The organism is Polaribacter sp., from assembly GCF_036480315.1.
Classification (GTDB): domain Bacteria; phylum Bacteroidota; class Bacteroidia; order Flavobacteriales; family Flavobacteriaceae; genus Polaribacter.
In genome coordinates this window covers 52,222-70,683 of the sequence record NZ_JAZGGG010000036.1, presented here as the reverse complement: position 1 = coordinate 70,683, position 18,462 = coordinate 52,222, and the positions used below count along the sequence as shown (strand labels likewise).

Annotated in this window: 15 protein-coding genes; 6 read left to right on the top strand and 9 right to left on the bottom strand. The window is 29.9% G+C overall.

All coding sequences use genetic code 11. The annotated features are described in order from the left end of the window. Positions 1 to 21: 21 nt before the first annotated feature. Both V3V28_RS07205 and V3V28_RS07200 read right to left on the bottom strand, forming a co-directional pair. Positions 22 to 723: an ABC transporter ATP-binding protein gene (locus V3V28_RS07205; protein ID WP_331364346.1), complete on the bottom strand. Its 702-nt coding sequence runs from the start codon at positions 721 to 723 to the stop codon at positions 22 to 24. A gap of 220 nt (positions 724 to 943) precedes the next feature. Further along, on the bottom strand, positions 944 to 2,188 hold the full coding sequence (locus V3V28_RS07200) for an efflux RND transporter periplasmic adaptor subunit (RefSeq protein WP_331364345.1): 1,245 nt from the start codon (positions 2,186 to 2,188) through the stop codon (positions 944 to 946). Between the two features lie 161 nt (positions 2,189 to 2,349). Between V3V28_RS07200 and V3V28_RS07195 the strand changes: the two genes are divergently transcribed. From V3V28_RS07195 to V3V28_RS07170, 6 genes are all read left to right on the top strand, one after another. Beyond that, positions 2,350 to 3,720 (top strand): sigma-54-dependent transcriptional regulator, encoded by a 1,371-nt coding sequence (locus V3V28_RS07195; RefSeq protein WP_331364344.1) that lies wholly within the window; start codon positions 2,350 to 2,352, stop codon positions 3,718 to 3,720. After that, complete coding sequence (locus V3V28_RS07190) at positions 3,721 to 5,043, top strand: sensor histidine kinase (RefSeq protein ID WP_331364343.1); 1,323 nt, start codon at positions 3,721 to 3,723, stop codon at positions 5,041 to 5,043. Between the two features lie 61 nt (positions 5,044 to 5,104). After that, positions 5,105 to 5,899 (top strand): pentapeptide repeat-containing protein, encoded by a 795-nt coding sequence (locus tag V3V28_RS07185; protein ID WP_331364342.1) that lies wholly within the window; start codon positions 5,105 to 5,107, stop codon positions 5,897 to 5,899. Between the two features lie 270 nt (positions 5,900 to 6,169). Next, positions 6,170 to 7,933 carry an AMP-dependent synthetase/ligase gene (locus V3V28_RS07180; protein ID WP_331364341.1) on the top strand — a complete coding sequence of 588 codons (1,764 nt, stop codon included), beginning with the start codon at positions 6,170 to 6,172 and terminating at the stop codon, positions 7,931 to 7,933. A 75-nt stretch (positions 7,934 to 8,008) separates the two neighbouring features. Next, the gene (locus V3V28_RS07175) at positions 8,009 to 9,790 is read left to right on the top strand and encodes an AMP-dependent synthetase/ligase (protein ID WP_331364340.1); all 1,782 of its coding nucleotides are present in this window, start codon (positions 8,009 to 8,011) and stop codon (positions 9,788 to 9,790) included. Positions 9,791 to 9,891: 101 nt separating this feature from the next. After that, positions 9,892 to 10,641, top strand: a complete 750-nt coding sequence (locus V3V28_RS07170; protein ID WP_442957524.1) for an NYN domain-containing protein — start codon at positions 9,892 to 9,894, stop codon at positions 10,639 to 10,641. 61 nt (positions 10,642 to 10,702) lie between these two features. On the opposite strand, the gene leuB is transcribed toward V3V28_RS07170, so the two are convergent. The 7 genes from leuB to V3V28_RS07135 all read right to left on the bottom strand — a co-directional run bounded on the left by leuB (position 10,703) and on the right by V3V28_RS07135 (position 18,348). After that, on the bottom strand, positions 10,703 to 11,758 hold the full coding sequence (gene leuB / locus V3V28_RS07165; protein WP_331364339.1) for a 3-isopropylmalate dehydrogenase: 1,056 nt from the start codon (positions 11,756 to 11,758) through the stop codon (positions 10,703 to 10,705). A 15-nt stretch (positions 11,759 to 11,773) separates the two neighbouring features. Continuing rightward, positions 11,774 to 13,294, bottom strand: coding sequence for an alpha-isopropylmalate synthase regulatory domain-containing protein (locus V3V28_RS07160; protein ID WP_331364338.1), 1,521 nt, complete (start codon positions 13,292 to 13,294; stop codon positions 11,774 to 11,776). Positions 13,295 to 13,317: 23 nt separating this feature from the next. Beyond that, positions 13,318 to 13,917 (bottom strand): 3-isopropylmalate dehydratase small subunit, encoded by a 600-nt coding sequence (gene leuD / locus V3V28_RS07155; protein WP_331364337.1) that lies wholly within the window; start codon positions 13,915 to 13,917, stop codon positions 13,318 to 13,320. 114 nt (positions 13,918 to 14,031) lie between these two features. Beyond that, on the bottom strand, positions 14,032 to 15,429 hold the full coding sequence (leuC, locus tag V3V28_RS07150) for a 3-isopropylmalate dehydratase large subunit (RefSeq protein WP_331364336.1): 1,398 nt from the start codon (positions 15,427 to 15,429) through the stop codon (positions 14,032 to 14,034). A gap of 412 nt (positions 15,430 to 15,841) precedes the next feature. After that, positions 15,842 to 17,317, bottom strand: coding sequence for an IMP dehydrogenase (gene guaB, locus V3V28_RS07145; RefSeq protein WP_331364335.1), 1,476 nt, complete (start codon positions 17,315 to 17,317; stop codon positions 15,842 to 15,844). 51 nt (positions 17,318 to 17,368) lie between these two features. Further along, entirely contained in the window at positions 17,369 to 17,878 is a 510-nt protein-coding gene (locus tag V3V28_RS07140) for a hypothetical protein (RefSeq protein WP_331364334.1), read from the bottom strand. After that, entirely contained in the window at positions 17,878 to 18,348 is a 471-nt protein-coding gene (locus tag V3V28_RS07135; RefSeq protein ID WP_331364333.1) for an FMN-binding protein, read from the bottom strand. The genes V3V28_RS07140 and V3V28_RS07135 overlap by 1 nt, the downstream gene beginning before the upstream one ends. Positions 18,349 to 18,462: the final 114 nt, after the last annotated feature.

Genomic DNA, 18,462 nt, shown 5'->3' with positions numbered 1-18,462 from the left:
GTACTGTTTTTTTGATAAATATTACTTAACTAAAACATCTACTTTATGTTCGTTTGTTTTTTCTGAAATAATTTCTCCATCTTTCAATGTGATAATTCTTGATGAGAATTGTGCATCGTAAGAAGAATGCGTTACCATAACAATAGTAGCACCTGTTACATGTAATTCTGTTAGTAATTCCATAACATCATTACCGCTTTTACTATCTAAATTTCCAGTAGGTTCATCAGCTAAAATCAACTTCGGGTTTGTAACCAAAGCTCTTGCTACTGCAACTCTTTGTTGCTGACCACCAGACAATTGTAACGGAAAATGTTTTGCTCTATGTGCAATACCAATTCTTTCTAATATTTCTGTAACTCGTTGTTTTCTTTCTAAAGATTTTACTTTATTATATATTAATGGCAACTCTACGTTTTCATAAACCGTTAATTCATCAATTAAATTAAAGTTTTGAAACACAAACCCGATATTTGCTTTACGTAAACCCGCTCTTTGTTTTTCGCTAAAAGCTGCCACTTCTGTTCCATCAAAAAGGTAACTTCCATCATTTGGAGCATCTAACAAACCAATGATGTTTAAAAGTGTAGATTTACCACAACCTGAAGCTCCCATTATGGAAACAAATTCACCTTTTTTTACTTCTAAACTCAACTTGTTTAAAGCTGTTGTTTCTACTTCTTCTGTTCTGTAAACCTTTACTAAATCTGTTATTTTTATCATCACTTATATTTTTTAAATTGTTATTTTATTTTTGATACACCACATAGAAACATAGTGCTACACAGTGCAATGTTTACTCTGTTTCTACTTGGTAAAATTGAACTTTTTTTGTAAACATTCTTTTTAATTTATTAGTTCTCGATACAATTTTTCTTCCTCCGTCAGAAAAATCACTCGAACTGACATTTTTGAGGCTTTGCGACTTTCTAATCTTTTTAACTTACTCAATATTAATTTCTTCTACGTTTTCATAATCATCATAACTAGAGGTAATTACTTTATCTCCTTCTTGTAACCCTTCTAAAACTTCATAATAAAAAGGGTTTTCTCTACCAATTTTAATCGTTCTTTTTACTGCTTTATTTTCAGAGTTTAAAACAAAAACCCAAGCACCATTTGTACTTTGATAAAACAATCCTTTTGATAATAATAAAGCTTCGGTTTTACCAGATAAAAACACTTTCGTTTTTAAAGACATTCCCCTTTTTACAACACTTGAAAGTGAATCTTGTTTAAAGTTTAATTCTAATTTAAACTGCCCTCCAACAATTTCTGAAAATACTTTCGATAATTTTACTTCGTAGTTTTTTGCGTTTAATGTAACAGTACCTAAAATTCCTTCTTGTAATTTAGAAATGTAATATTCATCTACATTCGCAACTAATTTATAGCCATCTAAAACGTCCATTTTACCAATGGGTTGTCCTTGATTGTAGCTTTCTCCTAAAATTGGATTGAAAGAAGACAGCAAACCATCTACAGGCGCTTTTACTACAAAATTTTCTTTGTTTTTACGCAATAACTCCAAGCTTTTCTCCATATTTTCTAAAGAAGTATTTATTCTAGATAACTGATTGTCTCTACTTTTTTTTTCGTTAAAAACACTCTTTTTTATCACGCCATTTCTTTCTTTTTGAAACTTATATTCTTGTTGCGTTTTTTGATAATCATTTCTAGCAATTACCTCTTTTTTATATAAAGTAGAATCTAATTTATACTGTCTATTCGCGTTTCTAAAATCATTATCAATGCTTAATAATTGTTGGTCTAAACTTAATTGCTGATTTTTAATATTTACACGTAAGTTTCTTAAATTATTAATTTGCTCTACCATTGCTGTTTCTTGGGTTAAATAATTTAACTCTGCATTTGGGTTATATACTTTTAAAAGTGATGTTCCTTTTTTGATGATTTGTCCGCTTTCAACAAAAATTTCTGAAACAGAACCACCTTGAATTACATTTACCAAAACAGATGTTTTTGGTTCTACTCTACTGTTAAATAAAATAACATCTTCAAAATCTCCTTTTTTAACTTCACGAATACTAATACTGTCTTTTTTTAGATTCACTTGCTTTTTTCTTGTTGCATTGATTAAAATAATCACCAATAAAAAAGCAATCGGAAGACCCCATAACAACATTTTTTTAATTTTTTTATTTTTAGGTATAATCTGCTTGTCCATAATTTCTGTTTCGTTTGATAATCTATATGCCAGAAATATGCCAGCTAAAAATAAATTTCAAATACCTGACTATCAGATTAATGGATTAAGTACGATTTTAAAGAGTGTTCAAAAACGAACATTTATTTGTTCATATTCAAACAAAACACTACTTATGTACTATGAGAAAAAAAGAAGCCAACATTTTAATAGTAGATGATGATGATGATATTTTATTTTCGGTTAGAATTAGCTTAAAAAAATACTTTTCTAAAATTGTTACCGAAAATAATCCGAAGAACATCAATTCACATTTAACAAAAAACACCATTGATGTTGTCTTGTTAGATATGAATTATAGAATTGGTTTTGAAGATGGTAAAGAAGGTTTGTACTGGTTAAAAAACATCAAAGAAATTAGCCCAGAAACCACTATTATATTAATGACTGCTTTTGGAAGCGTAAATTTAGCTGTAGACGCTATTAAAAAAGGCGCAACTGATTTTATCTTAAAACCCTGGACTACAGAAAAATTATATGCTGCTGTAAATGCTGGTGTAGAATTATCTCGTTCTAAAAGAAAAAATACGCAATTAGAAACTATTCAAGAAAGACAAGACAAAGATTTTCATCAAAAAACAGAACATATTATTGGTACTTCTTCTGCAATGCAATCTGCTATGAATTTGGTTAAAAAAGTGGCACCAACAGATGCCAATGTTTTAATTTTAGGCGAAAACGGAACAGGGAAATTTGTATTTGCCAAAGAGATTCATTTGCAATCTAATAGAAAAAATAATCCATTTATACACGTAGATTTAGGTTCTTTAAATGAAAACTTGTTTGAAAGTGAATTGTTTGGCTATGTAAAAGGTGCTTTTACTGATGCGCATAAAGATACGTTAGGAAGATTTGAATTGGCAAAAGGTGGAACTATTTTCTTAGATGAAATTGGCAACCTCCCACTCCATTTACAATCTAAATTATTAACGGTTATTCAGAATCGAAAAGTGACACGTTTAGGTGAAGGAAAAGAAACAGAAATTGATGCGAGAATTATTTGTGCTACAAATGCACCAATTCATAAAATGGTTGATGAAGAAACGTTTAGACAAGATTTATTATTCAGAATAAATACGATTGAACTAAACTTGCCTCCACTTCGTGAAAGAACAAATGATATTAAATTATTAGCCACTCATTTTCTTGGAAAACTGACACAAAAATACAGAAAAAAGATAGAAAATTTTACTTCAGAAGCTTTAAAAGCGATGGAAAATTATCATTGGCCAGGAAATATTAGGGAAATAGAACATATTGTAGAACGTGCTGTAATTATTACAGATAATGATGAAATAGAAATTTCTGATTTGCATTTTTCAACAAAAAAATTAGACATAAATTTAGAGGGCAATTTAAATTTAGAAGAAACAGAAAAAGTGTTAATTCAGCAAGCCATTCAAAAACACCAAGGCAATATTTCTAGAGCCGCTAAAGATTTAGGGCTAACAAGAGCTGCTTTGTATAGAAGATTAGAGAAGCATCAATTATAAATGGGAAAACCACAATACATACAAATTATAATTAGAATACTATTATTGATAGTGAATGGTGTAGCTATCTTTTTTAGTTTTAAAAAAGGGTTCTATGTAAACACTATTGGATTTTCTCTATTGCTATTATTTCAGTTTTACTTATTTACAGAATATCTTTTAAAGCTATTTACTGACATCGAAAAATCAATAGATTGTTTATTATTTGATGATTATTCCAATACAATTTCTTTAGAAAAAAGAAAAAACCCATTACACAATAAAACTGCATTATTATTAGAAAAACATCGATTACAAAGTCTTCAAAAATCTTCTGAACAATTAATATTCAGCAATATTATTGAAAGTTTAGGAATCGGTATTTTAATCCTGAAAAAAGACACAAATGGAATAATTTCTGTTTTCCAACTGAACAAAGCATTTGCTTCCTTTTTAAAAATTCCTAAATTTTACAATTGGAACCTTCTTAATAAAAAAATTGGAACATTAACAGATTATATTGATGAATGGAAAGAAAATAGGCTCACAATTTCATTAACCATCAATGAAGAAAAAGAAGAATTTTTCTTAAAAACATCAGTAACTAAAACCAATAAGTTTGGCTATTTGGTTGTTTCTTTGGAAACGATTCAGCAATTAATAGACAAAAAGGAAAAAGAAGCATGGTATAAATTAATGAATGTAATGTCTCATGAAATTATAAATACCATTACGCCAATTAGTAGTTTAGCTGAAAATCTACACTCTTTATTACAAGAAGAAAACACAGACGAAGATACAATTGATGAACTTTCACAAGGTTTAAGTATTATTAAAAGACGTTCGTTACATTTAACTTCTTTTGTAGATACGTATAGAAAATTGGCGGAATTACCTTTACCAAATAAGAAAGAAATTAATTTAACGGAAACAATTCAGAATACTTTAGAATTATACAAACAAGAATTTTTAGTTAAAAAAATCAACTTAATTTTTAATGCAAAAGATGATTTTATTATCAATGCTGATAAAAATCAAATTGAACAAATCTTAATTAATTTAATTTCGAATTGTTTGTATGCACTTACAGGAACTGAACATCCAGCAATAGAAATTCAGCTTTCAAAAGATAATAGTAGATTACATTTAGAAATATCTGATAACGGAATTGGTATTTCTAATGAAATTAAAGAAAATATTTTTGTCCCTTATTTTACAACCCGTAAAAATGGTTCTGGAATTGGTTTAACATTGACTAAAAGCATTATTGAAGCACATAAAGGAAGCATTCATTTTAATTCTAAAAATGAAAAAACAACGTTTATAATTACATTTATTTTATAAAAACTGTCACGTTTTAACTTTTGAGTGGTCATTTAATAAAACACTTTAAAACTCAAATAAAATGAAAAATAAATTCACACTTTTAGCCATTAGCTTATTTTTAGTTAGTTCTATTTCTTTTGCTCAAAAAACAATTGAGGCAAAAGATATTATGAAAGATATTAAAGCAGGAAAATCTATATCTTATAGTAACAAAACAATTGTTGGTACTTTAGACTTTACTTATATGGATTTAGCTTTAGAAAAACTACCAAAGAAAAAGAAAAGTGGTTGGTTTAATTGGAATTCTGGTAATTCATCAAATGTAATTAAAAAACTAATTGATGTAAAAATTTCTTTTACAAACTGTACTTTTCAAGATGATGTTTTAGCCTATATCCCAGATGAAGATTCAGGTTACACTTTTACAGCAAATTTTGAAGATATTGCAATATTTAAAGACTGTAACTTTCAAAGAAAAGCTATGTTTAAATACTCTCGTTTTGAGAGAGATGCAGATTTTTCTGGTACTACTTTTGACGATGACACTACTTTTAAATATGCGAAATTTGATCAAGATATTAGTTTTCAAAACTCAAAATTTGATGAAGTTGCAACTTTTAAATATGCGAAGTTTAATAAAAACGTAAGTTTTTCTAATTCAGTTTTTAAAGATTCTGCAATTTTTAAATACACAAAATTTAATGATGGAGTTTCTTTTAAAAATTCAAAATTTGAAGAAGACTTAAATATAAAGTATATGAATGTTGATGGTGATTTTGATATATCTAATATGGATGTTGCTTATGATATTGACTCTAAATACACAAAAATAAACGGAAAAAGTTTCAGTAAATATCTTGTAGACAAAAAATAGGTATTTATACGCATATACAGTTTATTTAATATTTATAAATTGCGACCGATAGGATTGGTTGGATTAGGGGCTAACCAAAAATATTTAACTAGCTTACTTTTTAAAGGTAAGCTAGTTTTTTTTGCTTTAAATTTCAATAAATATTCTTTCATAAATGTAATTCTCCTTAAGTCATTTCATCAAATGATTTCAACTAATAGGGTGAGATTAAATACTAGCCTTTTAATATTTAAAAAAATATTTTATTATCTTGTCTCTAAATAATAATGTATGTCTGTAAATATTTCTCGCATTTTCGATTTCATTTATGACCAATTAGAAAACGCTCCTCAAGAAAAATGTTTTAACTATAAAAAGAATGATACGTGGAAAAGTATTTCTACTCAAGAATACATACATTCAGCAAATAAAGTAAGTAGTTCCCTATTAAAATTAGGTGTAAAACCAAATGATAAAATTGCAGTAATTACAGAAAACAATAATCCTAATTGGCATTTTTTAGATATCGGAATCCTACAAATTGGTGCACAAAATGTTCCTTTATATGCAACATTATCAGAAAAAGATTATGCTTATATTTTAAATCATTCAGACGCTACTTATTGTTTTGTTTCTAATAATGAATTATACGGAAAAGTAAAATCTGTTCTAGATAAAACACAATTAAAAGGAGTATTTTCTTTGGAAGAAATACAAACAGAATACAGTTGGAGTTCCTTTTTAAAATTAGGTAATAAAGAAAACTATCAACAAAAAATAGAAACCCTTAAAAAAAATATTCTTCCAGAAGATTTAGCTACAATTATTTACACTTCTGGTACAACCGGAACTCCAAAAGGTGTGCTATTAAGTCATAAAAACATTGTCTTTACTGTTATTACAACAATGAACTCTCTAGACTTTAATAAAGAGAACAAACGTGTTTTAAGCTATTTACCTGTTTGTCATATTTTTGAAAGAACTGCTTCCTATTTAAATTTATACAATGGAAGTGAAATTTACTTTGCAGAAAGTATCGATAAAATTGGCGACAATATCAGAGAAGTAAAACCAGGTTATTTAGCAGTTGTACCTAGATTATTAGAAAAGATATTCGATAAAATTGTAGATAATGGAAGCCAATTAACGGGACTTAAAAAACAACTCTTCTTTTGGGCTTTAGAATTAGGTGAAAAATATGAACCCTATAATAAAAATGGAGTTTGGTATCATTTTAAATTAAAAATTGCTAATAAACTAATTTTTTCTAAATGGAGGGAAGCTTTAGGTGGTGATTTAAAATTCATGATTTCTGGAAGTGCTCCTTTACAAGACAGATTAATTAGAGTTTTTACTGCGGCTCAAATTCCTATTTATGAAGGTTACGGAATGACAGAATCTTCACCAGCAGGAACCATAAATGATCTTCGAAATAATGGATTAAAAATAGGAACCGTTGGTAAACCTTTAAAGGATATAACTATAAAAATTGCCGAAGATGGAGAAATTTTAATAAAGGGTGATAATGTAATGATGGGTTATTACAAAAATGAAGAAATAACTAACAGAACAATTATCAATGATTATTTGCATACTGGTGATATTGGAAAAATAGATTCTGAAGGTTTCTTAACTATTACTGATAGAAAAAAAGAAATTTTTAAGACTTCAGGAGGAAAGTATATAGCACCATCGGCATTAGAAAGTGAGTTCAAAAATTCTCGTTTTATAGAACAAATTATGGTTATTGGTGAAGGTGAAAAAATGCCCGCAGCACTAATTCAACTTCATTTAGATTTTGTTAATGATTGGGCAAAAAGAAAAAACCATGTAATTAAAGAAATAACTTCTGATAAAAAACTGATTGAAAGAATTCAAAAAGAAGTAGACTTTTACAATAAAAAATTTGGAAAGTGGGAACAAATTAAAAAGTTCGAAATCACTCCAGATGAATGGACTATTGAAGCTGGTCATTTAACTCCTACAATGAAAATGAGAAGAAAGATTATAAAAGAAAAATACAAAGAATTACATCAAAAAATATATAATTCTTAATTAAAATGAGTATTTATTATCATTTGCGAAATCAATGTAAATTTACTACTTTGCAATACTTCAAAATAGAAATTTATGGCAATAGAAATTACACGCATATTTGATTTTCCTTATTATCAGTTAGAAACATACAATCTTAAAAAAGCACTTACTACAAAATACGATGGTAAATGGGTTTCTACCTCTACACAAGAATATATAGATAGAGCGAATGCTATAAGTCGAGGGTTGTTAAAATTAGGGATCCAACCAAATGATAAAATTGCGATAATCTCTACCACAAACAGAACAGAATGGAATATTTGTGATATCGGAATTTTACAAACTGGTGCCCAAAGTGTTCCTATATACCCAACTATTTCTAAAGAAGATTATGAATATGTTTTAAACCATTCTGAAGCCACTTATTGCTTTGTTTCGGACACAACAATCATAGAAAAATTAAATCAAATTAAAGGTAATACAAAACTTAAAGGAGTTTTTACTTTTGATGAAATTACTGATGAGAAAAGTTGGAACGAAGTTTTAGAAGCTGGTAAAGACACTAGTAACCAAGATGAAGTTGAAGTTAGAAAAAGCGCTGTAAAACCTAGCGATTTAGCTACTTTAATTTATACTTCAGGTACTACAGGAAGACCAAAAGGTGTAATGTTATCTCACGGAAATATAGTTTCTAATGTATTAACAAGTGAAGAAAGTGTTCCGTTAGAAAAAGGGAAAGATAAAGCATTAAGCTTCTTACCTGTATGTCATGTTTTCGAAAGAATGATTTTATATTTATATCAATTTTGTGGTACGGAAATATATTTTGCAGAAGGAATTGATAAACTAACCGAGAATGCGCAAGATATTAAACCAAATGTAATGACGGCTGTTCCGCGTTTATATGAAAAGATTTTTGATAAAATCATTTTAAAAGGTGAAGATTTAACAGGTATAAAAAAGAAATTATTTTTCTGGGCTGTAGATTTAGGTTTAAAATATGAGCCTTATGGAGCAAATGGTTGGTGGTACGAAAAGCAATTGGGTTTAGCACGTAAACTTATTTTCTCTAAATGGCAAGCTGCTTTAGGAGGTGAACTTAAAATAATGGTTTCTGGAGCTTCTGCTTTACAACAAAGATTAACAAGAGTTTTTGCTGCGGCAGGAATGCCAATTATGGAAGGTTATGGTTTAACAGAAACATCACCTGTAACTTCTGTAAATTGTGTAAATCAAAATGGAGAAAGACGCTTTAGAGTTGGAACTGTTGGAAAGGTTATAAATAATGTGGAAGTTAAAATTGCAGAAAATGGAGAGATTTTAATTAAAGGCCCTAATGTAATGCAAGGGTATTATAAAGACCCAGAAAAAACAGCAGAAGTTCTAAAGGGTGGTTATTTTCATACTGGTGATAAAGGGGAATTTGATAAAGATGGCTTCTTAAAAATTACTGGTAGAACAAAAGAAATGTTTAAAACTTCTGGTGGTAAATATGTTGTACCACCATTATTAGAAGGAGAATTAAAACAATCTTTATTTATAGAACAAGTAATGGTTGTTGGTGAAAATGAAAAAATGCCAGCTGCAATTATTCAACCAAATTTTGAGTATTTAAAAGATTGGGCAGCAGATAATAATGTTTCTTATACTTCTAATGAAGAATTAATTACAAATGAAAAAGTACTTGCAGAAATCACAAAAGCTGTAAAGTTTTGCAATAAAAACTTTGGTAATTGGGAGCAGATCAAAACCTTTAAATTAACGCCAGATGAATGGACTATAGATGGTGGTCATTTAACACCAACTATGAAAATGAAACGAACTGTTATTATGAAAATTTATAAGCATTTATATGATGAAATTTATAAAAAATAATTAATAAAATAATTAAAGCCTTTCAATTTTGAGAGGCTTTTCTTATAAATCTAAAAAAAATCACTGTTCTTAAATAGAAGAATAGTTAATTCGTTAAAATAATGGAAAGTAAATTCAACATAGCTGTACTTATAGATGGCGATAATGCACAACCTAAATTAATAAAAGAAATTCTAGAAGAAGTTTCTAAATATGGTAAAGCTACAATTAGACGTATTTATGGAGATTGGACTTCTCAACAAATGAATAGTTGGAAAGCTATAATAAATCAGCACTCTATAAGCCCAATTCAGAAGTTTTCTTATACTACCGGAAAAAACTCAACAGATGGTTCATTAATTATTGATGCTATGGATATTCTTCACGGAAATAAAATTGAAGGTTTTTGTATTGTATCAAGTGATAGTGATTATACAGGTTTAGCAAAACGAATTAGAGAAGAAGGATTATATGTTATGGGAATTGGAGAAAAGAAAACTCCGGAAGCATTTGTAAAATCTTGTGAAATATTTACATATACTGAAAATCTAAAAAGTGAAGAGCCTGAAATCAAAAAGGCAAAATCAAAAGAATCAAATGTTGCTCCAAAAATAAAAGTAGTAGTTGAAAAACTGAAGCTATCTAAAGATGATTGGAAAACAATTAACAAAGCATTTGATATTTCTACAAATGAAGATGATATCGCATACATTTCTGCTTTAGGATTAAATATTAGAAAAATTGATCCAAGTTTTGACCCAAGAAGTTATGGTTATAAAAGCTTAACAAAACTCTTTGCAAACATAGATAAGTTTGAAGTAATTAAAAAAGACGTCGGTGGCTCAAATCAGCCATTATTAAGAATAAAATAAATTTATTACAAAAAAAAGCTCTCCTAATGGAGAGCTTTTTAAATATATAAACTCAATTTTTCTAAATGCTTTTCGCTAACCAGTCTCCCACTTCATTTGTACCGTAAGCTTTTCCGCCATCTGCTAAATCTTCAGTTACAAAACCTGCATCTAAAGCACTGTTTACAGCTGCTCTAATTACTTTTCCTTCTTCTTGTAAACCAAAGTTTTCAAACATCATTGCTGCAGATAAAACTGTAGCCATTGGGTTTGCAATATTTAAACCTGTTGCTTGTGGATAAGAACCGTGTATTGGCTCAAATAAAGCGTTTTCAGTTCCTACAGAAGCTGAAGGCATTAATCCCATAGAACCAGAAATTACAGAAGCTTCATCTGTTAAGATATCACCAAATAAGTTTTCAGTAATTAATACATCATAACTATTTGGCCATTGCACCAAACGCATAGCAACTGCATCTACAAACTCATAGGAAACCTCAACTTCTGGATAATTTTTTTCCATTGCTTGTACCGTTTCTCTCCATAATCTTGAAGTTTCTAAAACATTTGCTTTATCAACACAACATAATTTTTTAGAACGCGTCATTGCCATTTCAAAACCTTTTACAGCTAAACGTTGTACCTCTGCTCTTGTGTATACACAATTATCAAATGCAGTTTCTCCTCCATCTCTTCTACCTTTTTCACCAAAGTAAATACCTCCAGTTAATTCACGTAAAAAAACTAAATCAGTTCCTTCAATTCTTTCTCTTTTTAAAGGAGATTTATCTAACAAAGAAGGAAACGTAAATGTTGGTCTTACATTTGCAAATAAGCCTAATTTTTTACGCATTTTTAATAACCCTTGTTCTGGACGAACTGTCGCAGAAGGATCATTATCATATTTTGGATGCCCAATCGCACCAAATAAAACAGCATCAGAAGCTACACAAATATCATGTGTTGCATCTGGATAAGGTTCACCAACTGCATCAATGGCAGCAGCACCTGTTAAAGCAGGGTTCCAGGTAATTTCATGATTGAATTTCTTTGCAATTGCGTCCGAAACTTTTACTGCTTGGTCTATAACTTCAGGTCCTATTCCATCTCCTGCTAATAATGCGATATTTAATTTCATTTTGTAATTATTTAATTATATGATGTTTAACATCTTTTCTGTAGCTTTAATTGCAGATACTGTTTGATCTGAATCTAAACCACGTGTTAAAAATTCTTTTTCTTCACTTTTCCAAGTAATAATTGTTTCACATAATGCATCAGAATTACTTCCCGGCGGAATTCTAACATTATAGTCAATTAACTTTGGTAATTCTTTTTTACTATGTGTTTTATATAATTTTTTTAAAGCATTCATAAATGCATCAAATTGTCCATCTCCTTGGGCGTGTTCTTCATAAATAACACCTTCTACTTTAAGTTTTATAGTAGTAGACGGTTTCATTCCTTTTGCACTTCCTAATACATAATTTTCTACAATTACACGTTTTTCAATAGTATCACTATCTAAAACATCAGAAATAATATATGGCAAATCATCTTGGGAAACAACTTCCTTTTTATCTCCTAATTCTATAATTCTTTGGGTTACTTTTTTTAATTCATCATCATTTAAGCTAATCCCTAAATCTTGTAAGTTCTTTTGAATATTTGCTTTTCCTGATGTTTTCCCTAATGCATATTTACGTTTTCTACCAAAACGCTCTGGCATTAAATCATTAAAATAAAGATTGTTTTTATTATCTCCATCTGCATGAATTCCTGCAGTTTGTGTAAAAACATTTGCGCCAACAACTGGCTTGTTTACAGGAATTCTAAATCCTGAAAATGTTTCTACCAACTTACTAACTTTATTTAATGCTTTTTCATTTACAGTAATTTCAAAATCTTTTAAAAAGTCGTTGATTACCGCGATTACACTTGACATTGGTGCATTTCCTGCACGCTCACCCATTCCATTAATGGTTAAATGCAAACCGTTTGCACCAGCTTTTACAGCTTCCATAACATTTGCAACTCCTAAATCATAATCATTATGACCATGAAAATCGAAATGAGCAGTTGGGTATTTCAGGCGAACTTCAGTAATAAAATCAGAAGTTTCACCTGGAGTTAAAACTCCTAAAGTATCTGGTAATAAAACGCGTTCTACATTTTGAGCTGTTAAGAAATCTAAATATTCAAAAACGTAGGCTTTTGAATTTCGCATTCCGTTAGACCAATCTTCTAAATAAACATTGGTTTTAATATCGAGTTGTGCTGCTAAATCAATAGTTGCTTTGATATCTGCAAAATGTTGTTCTGGTGTTTTTTTAAGCTGATGTGTTAAGTGGTTTAAAGATCCTTTGGTTAATAAATTTTGAACTTTAGCGCCAGCATCAACCATCCAATCAATAGATTTTCCTCCATCAACAAAAGTTAACACTTCTATTTTATCTAAAAAATCATGTTCAGTAGCCCAAGAAGTTATTTTTTTAACTGCTTGTAACTCACCTTCAGAAACTCTTGCAGAAGCAATTTCTAAACGATCTACTTTTAATTCTTCTAAAAGTAATTTAGCGATTGTTAATTTTTCAGAAACTGAAAACGACACTCCTGATGTTTGTTCTCCATCACGTAGTGTCGTATCCATTATCTCAATCTTTCTACTTGCCATATTGCAATCTTAAAAAATAATTTTTAAAATGGTCTTGTTTTTGCAAAAGCAGTAATCTCGTTTTCGATGTTTTTTAAATAATCAATATCATCGAAACCGTTTAACATATTGTCTTTTTTGTAAGTATTAATTACAAAAGATTCAGACTCACCAGTGGCAACCAAAGTTACTTTCTGATTTGGTAAATCTACATTGATTTCTGTTTTTGGATCTGCTATAATTGCTGCAAATAAAGTATCTGCAAATTCAACTGAAACTTGTACAGGTAAAACTCCTACATTTAAACAGTTGTTTTTAAAAATATCTGCAAATGCTGATGAAATTACACAACGCAATCCAAAATCGTACACAGACCAAGCTGCGTGTTCTCTAGAAGAACCAGAACCAAAGTTTCTACCTCCTACTAATATTTTAGAACCTGCATAAATTTCTTTATTTAAAGGAAAATCTGCTTTTGGTGTTCCATCTTGTTCAAATCTCCAATCGCGGAAAAAATTCACATCAAAATCTACACGCTCTGTTGCTTTTAAGAAACGAGCAGGAATTATTTGATCTGTATCTATATTCTCTGTAGGTAAAGGATATGCTGTACTTGTTAGTACGTCAAATTTATCGTAAGCCATGTTTTTTTTGTATTCAGTCTGCCAGTATTCAGTTGGCAGTCATTTTAGTATATTATAATATTATTTAGTTGGCAAAAATTCAATTCTTGACTGAAAACTGCCTACTTTGGACAGTTAAGTTAATAATGTTCTAGGATCCGTTACAACTCCTTCTACTGCAGATGCTGCAGCAACTAAAGGTGATGCTAATAATGTTCTAGATCCTGGTCCTTGTCTTCCTTCGAAGTTTCTGTTTGATGTTGAAACTGATAATTTTCCTGAAGGAATTTTATCATCATTCATTGCCAAACAAGCCGAACAACCTGGTTCTCTTAAAACAAAACCTGCATCTGTAATTATTTTATCTAAACCTTCTGCTTTTATTTGATCTACCACTTTATGTGATCCTGGAACCAACCAAGCAGTAACATTAGCTGCTTTTTGTCTTCCTTTTACAATAGAACAAAATCCTCTAAAGTCTTCTATACGTCCGTTTGTACAAGAACCTAAAAACACAAAGTCAATTTCCTTACCAATCATAGAATCGCCTTCGTTAAAAGACATATATCCTAATGATTTTTTGTAAGTTTCTACTCCTCCTTCAACATTTTCTGCTAAAGGAATTGATTTTGTTACGCCCATTCCCATTCCTGGGTTTGTACCATACGTAATCATTGGTTCAATATCTGATGCTTCATAATTAAATTCTACATCAAACGCTGCTCCTTCTTCTGTATACAAAGTTTCCCAATATTTCATTGCGGTGTCCCAATCTGCTCCTTTAGGAGTTTGAGCACGACCTTTTAAATATTCGTACGTTTTATTATCTGGTGCAATCATACCTCCACGTGCTCCCATCTCAATAGATAAGTTACAAACAGTCATACGACCTTCCATTGTCATTTCTTCAAAAACATCTCCTGCATATTCAACAAAATATCCAGTTGCACCAGAAGTTGTTTGTTTTGCAATAATGTATAAAGCAACATCTTTTGGTGTTACACCTAAACCTAATGTACCGTTTACGTTAATACGCATCGTTTTAGGTTTTGGTTGCATAATACATTGTGTAGATAATACCATTTCTACTTCAGAAGTACCAATACCAAAAGCAATAGCACCAAAGGCACCATGAGTTGATGTATGAGAATCTCCACAAACAATTGTAGCTCCAGGTAACGTAATTCCGTTTTCTGGGCCAACAACGTGTACAATTCCGTTATTTACATCCCCTAAACCCCAGTGAGAAATACCATGCTTTTTTGCATTGTTTTCTAAAGCATCTAACTGATTTGCAGATAAAGGATCTGCTACAGGTAAATGTTGGTTTATTGTTGGTGTGTTGTGATCTGCTGTTGCGAATGTACGCGCAGGATATACAACACTGTTTCCTCTACTTTCTAATCCTAAAAAAGCTACAGGGCTTGTAACTTCGTGGATAAAATGACGGTCTATAAAAAACACATCTGGTCCGTCTTTAACTTGACGAACAACGTGTGAATCCCATACTTTATCAAATAATGTATTTGCCATTTTTCTATTCTTTAATTATTGAAATTAGAATCAATTACCAAAAATAAGGTTTTTATTGAGTTTTACTCAAGTAGTTGAAGCTTTATGTATTATTTTCAACTGTTAAAGAAAGTCTTATAGGTTTGATTTTCAAACTTCTAAATCGTTTTAAAATACGATGTCTATTAATTTTGTAGGATGTTGAATTTGTTTATAAGGTGACAAAAGTGCTTATAATTAAGATCTACAATAATCTAGTTATTTGTATTCTTTTAATTTGAATACTTCCTTATTTTTTTTCAATTTTATATTATCCTTAAAGTTTTGTGATTAAACTTTATTTATTATAAATAATACAGACAAAGGAATAACCAAACAAAAAAACTCAAGAAAAATTTCTTGAGTTTTTTTATATAAAATATTTTAGAAAAGATTATCTCCTACTATAATTTGGTGATTCTTTAGTAATTGCTACATCATGAGGATGACTTTCGTTAATTCCGCTTGCTGTAATTCTAACAAACTGTCCTGTTTCTTTTAACGTCTCAATATCTTTTGCTCCACAATACCCCATTCCTGCACGTAAACCACCTATAAATTGATGAATACTTTCATCTAAATCTCCTTTATAAGGAACTCTACCAACAATTCCTTCTGGAACTAATTTTTTTATATCTGCTTCAACATCTTGAAAATAACGGTCTTTAGAACCTTGTTTCATTGCTTCAACAGAACCCATTCCTCTGTAAGATTTGAATTTTCTTCCTTCGTAAATAATCGTTTCTCCAGGAGATTCTTTAGTTCCTGCTAAAAGAGAACCTAACATTACAGAATCTGCACCAGCAGCAATTGCTTTTGGAATATCACCAGTATAACGAATTCCACCATCTGCAATTACAGGAACTCCACTACCTTTAATAGCGGCAGCAACTTCTAATACTGCAGAAAATTGAGGAAAACCAACTCCGGCAACTACTCTTGTTGTACAAATAGAACCTGGTCCAATACCAACTTTTACAGCATCAGCACCTGCTTCAACTAAATATTTAGCGGCAGCACCAGTTGCAATGTTTCCTACAACAACATCCAAATTTGGAAATTTTGCTTTTACTTGTTTTAAAACAGTAACGACACCTTTTGTATGTCCGTGAGCTGTATCTATAATTACAGCATCTACACCAGAATTTACTAAAGCTTGCGCTCTTTCTACGGCATCACTTGTAACACCTAAAGCTGCTGCAACTCTTAATCTACCAAAAGTATCTTTATTTGCAATTGGTTTTTGCGTCACTTTTGTAATATCTCTAAACGTAATTAATCCTTTTAATTTGTAATTTTCATCAACAATTAAAAGTTTTTCAATTTTATAGTTTTGAAGAATTTTTTCAGCATCATTTAAAGAAGTTCCTACTGCAGCAGTTACCAAGTTTTCACTTGTCATTACATCTACAATTGGTCTTTTTCCATTATGCTCAAAACGTAAATCTCTATTAGTAACAATACCTTTTAAAGTTCCGTTTTCATCAACAATTGGTATTCCACCAATGCTATGTTCTTTCATGCTTGCTTTTGCATCTAAAACTGTAGCTTCTAAAGTAAGTGTTACTGGATCTAAAATCATACCAGACTCTGCACGTTTTACTCTTCTTACTTCTTGTGCTTGTTGTTCTATAGACATGTTTTTATGTAAAACACCAATACCACCTTCTCTAGCAATAGCAATAGCCAAAGCAGATTCTGTAACGGTATCCATTGCTGCGGAAGCAATTGGTACGTTAATAGTAATATTTCTAGTAAATTTTGTTTGAATGCTTACTTCTCTTGGAAGTACTTCTGAATAAGCTGGAATTAAAAGAACATCGTCATATGTTAATCCTTCGCCTAAAATTTTGTTGTTGTGTGCTGTCATGTTGCAATTAAGGTATAATTGCGGGCAAATTTACAACTAATTATTAACTTTTTACACTAAATATGTTTTAGATTTTTTTCTGCTTATAACCTCTTTTAAAATAATAAAAATAGAAGCTGTGTATGTTACAGTCATTAAAAAACCTGAAAACATAATTACATATTTCATCCAAAAAATATCTTTCCAAAGAAAATAAATTCCTCCAAAAGTAAAAACCAAAGAGAAAAAAGGTTCAATCATCAAAAACATTTTTAATTTTTGATTGATATTAGTTGTAGATAAAATTAATGCGACCAAAAAGAAAATGACAGAAAGTGATAATATATGACTGTGAACTGTAGTCATAATTTCACCTTCAGACTTTTTGAACATCATTTTTGTGGCATTCTCATCATTTTCATTTCCAAGATAACGTTGTTCAATTCCATTAGGGTTTGCGTCTGTAGTAGATCTAACGAAAGAAATTCCGCTATAAAAACCAATACTTAATGTACAAATAAAAGCAAGTATTAGTCCTTTTATTTCTTTTGGAAATTGCTGAATTATTCCACTAATCTGCATTACAGAACATTGTTTGTGTGAAGAATATTTAAATTTTGTAAAAAATGATTTATTGCAACTGTCATTGAGTTTGCCGAAATTGTTGCACCAGAAATTGCAATAATATCTTTTTCATATTTTAATTCATCCGAAGATTTTTTTCCAATAAATTGCTTTAACCAGCGTCTGCTTCCTATTTCGCCACCGTAATCTTCTCTATAGATTAAAACTTTAGCTTTTGCAATAATTAAATTTTTATCTAATAAAATTAAATAATCGAACTCATCGGTTTTACTTGGAGCTTTATCTACAAAAGCATAGCCCACTATTTTACTTTCTTTTTCAATTTTAAAAAGATGATTTTTTTCAATTTTATAAGCTAATTTATTTTTGATGGAATCATTAATGATAACCAATTTCAATTGAAAATCTTCAACTTCAAAAGTTTTGGTTATCTCTTTATTTACTTTCTTTTTTAGTTTATCAGGCAAGTTAAAAGACACCAATAAAAGATAAAATATAAAAATTAAAAAAGGAATAAATCGTTTTAAAATCATATTGCAAAAATAATTAGATTTAATCTAAATAAAAAGAAAAAATTGAGA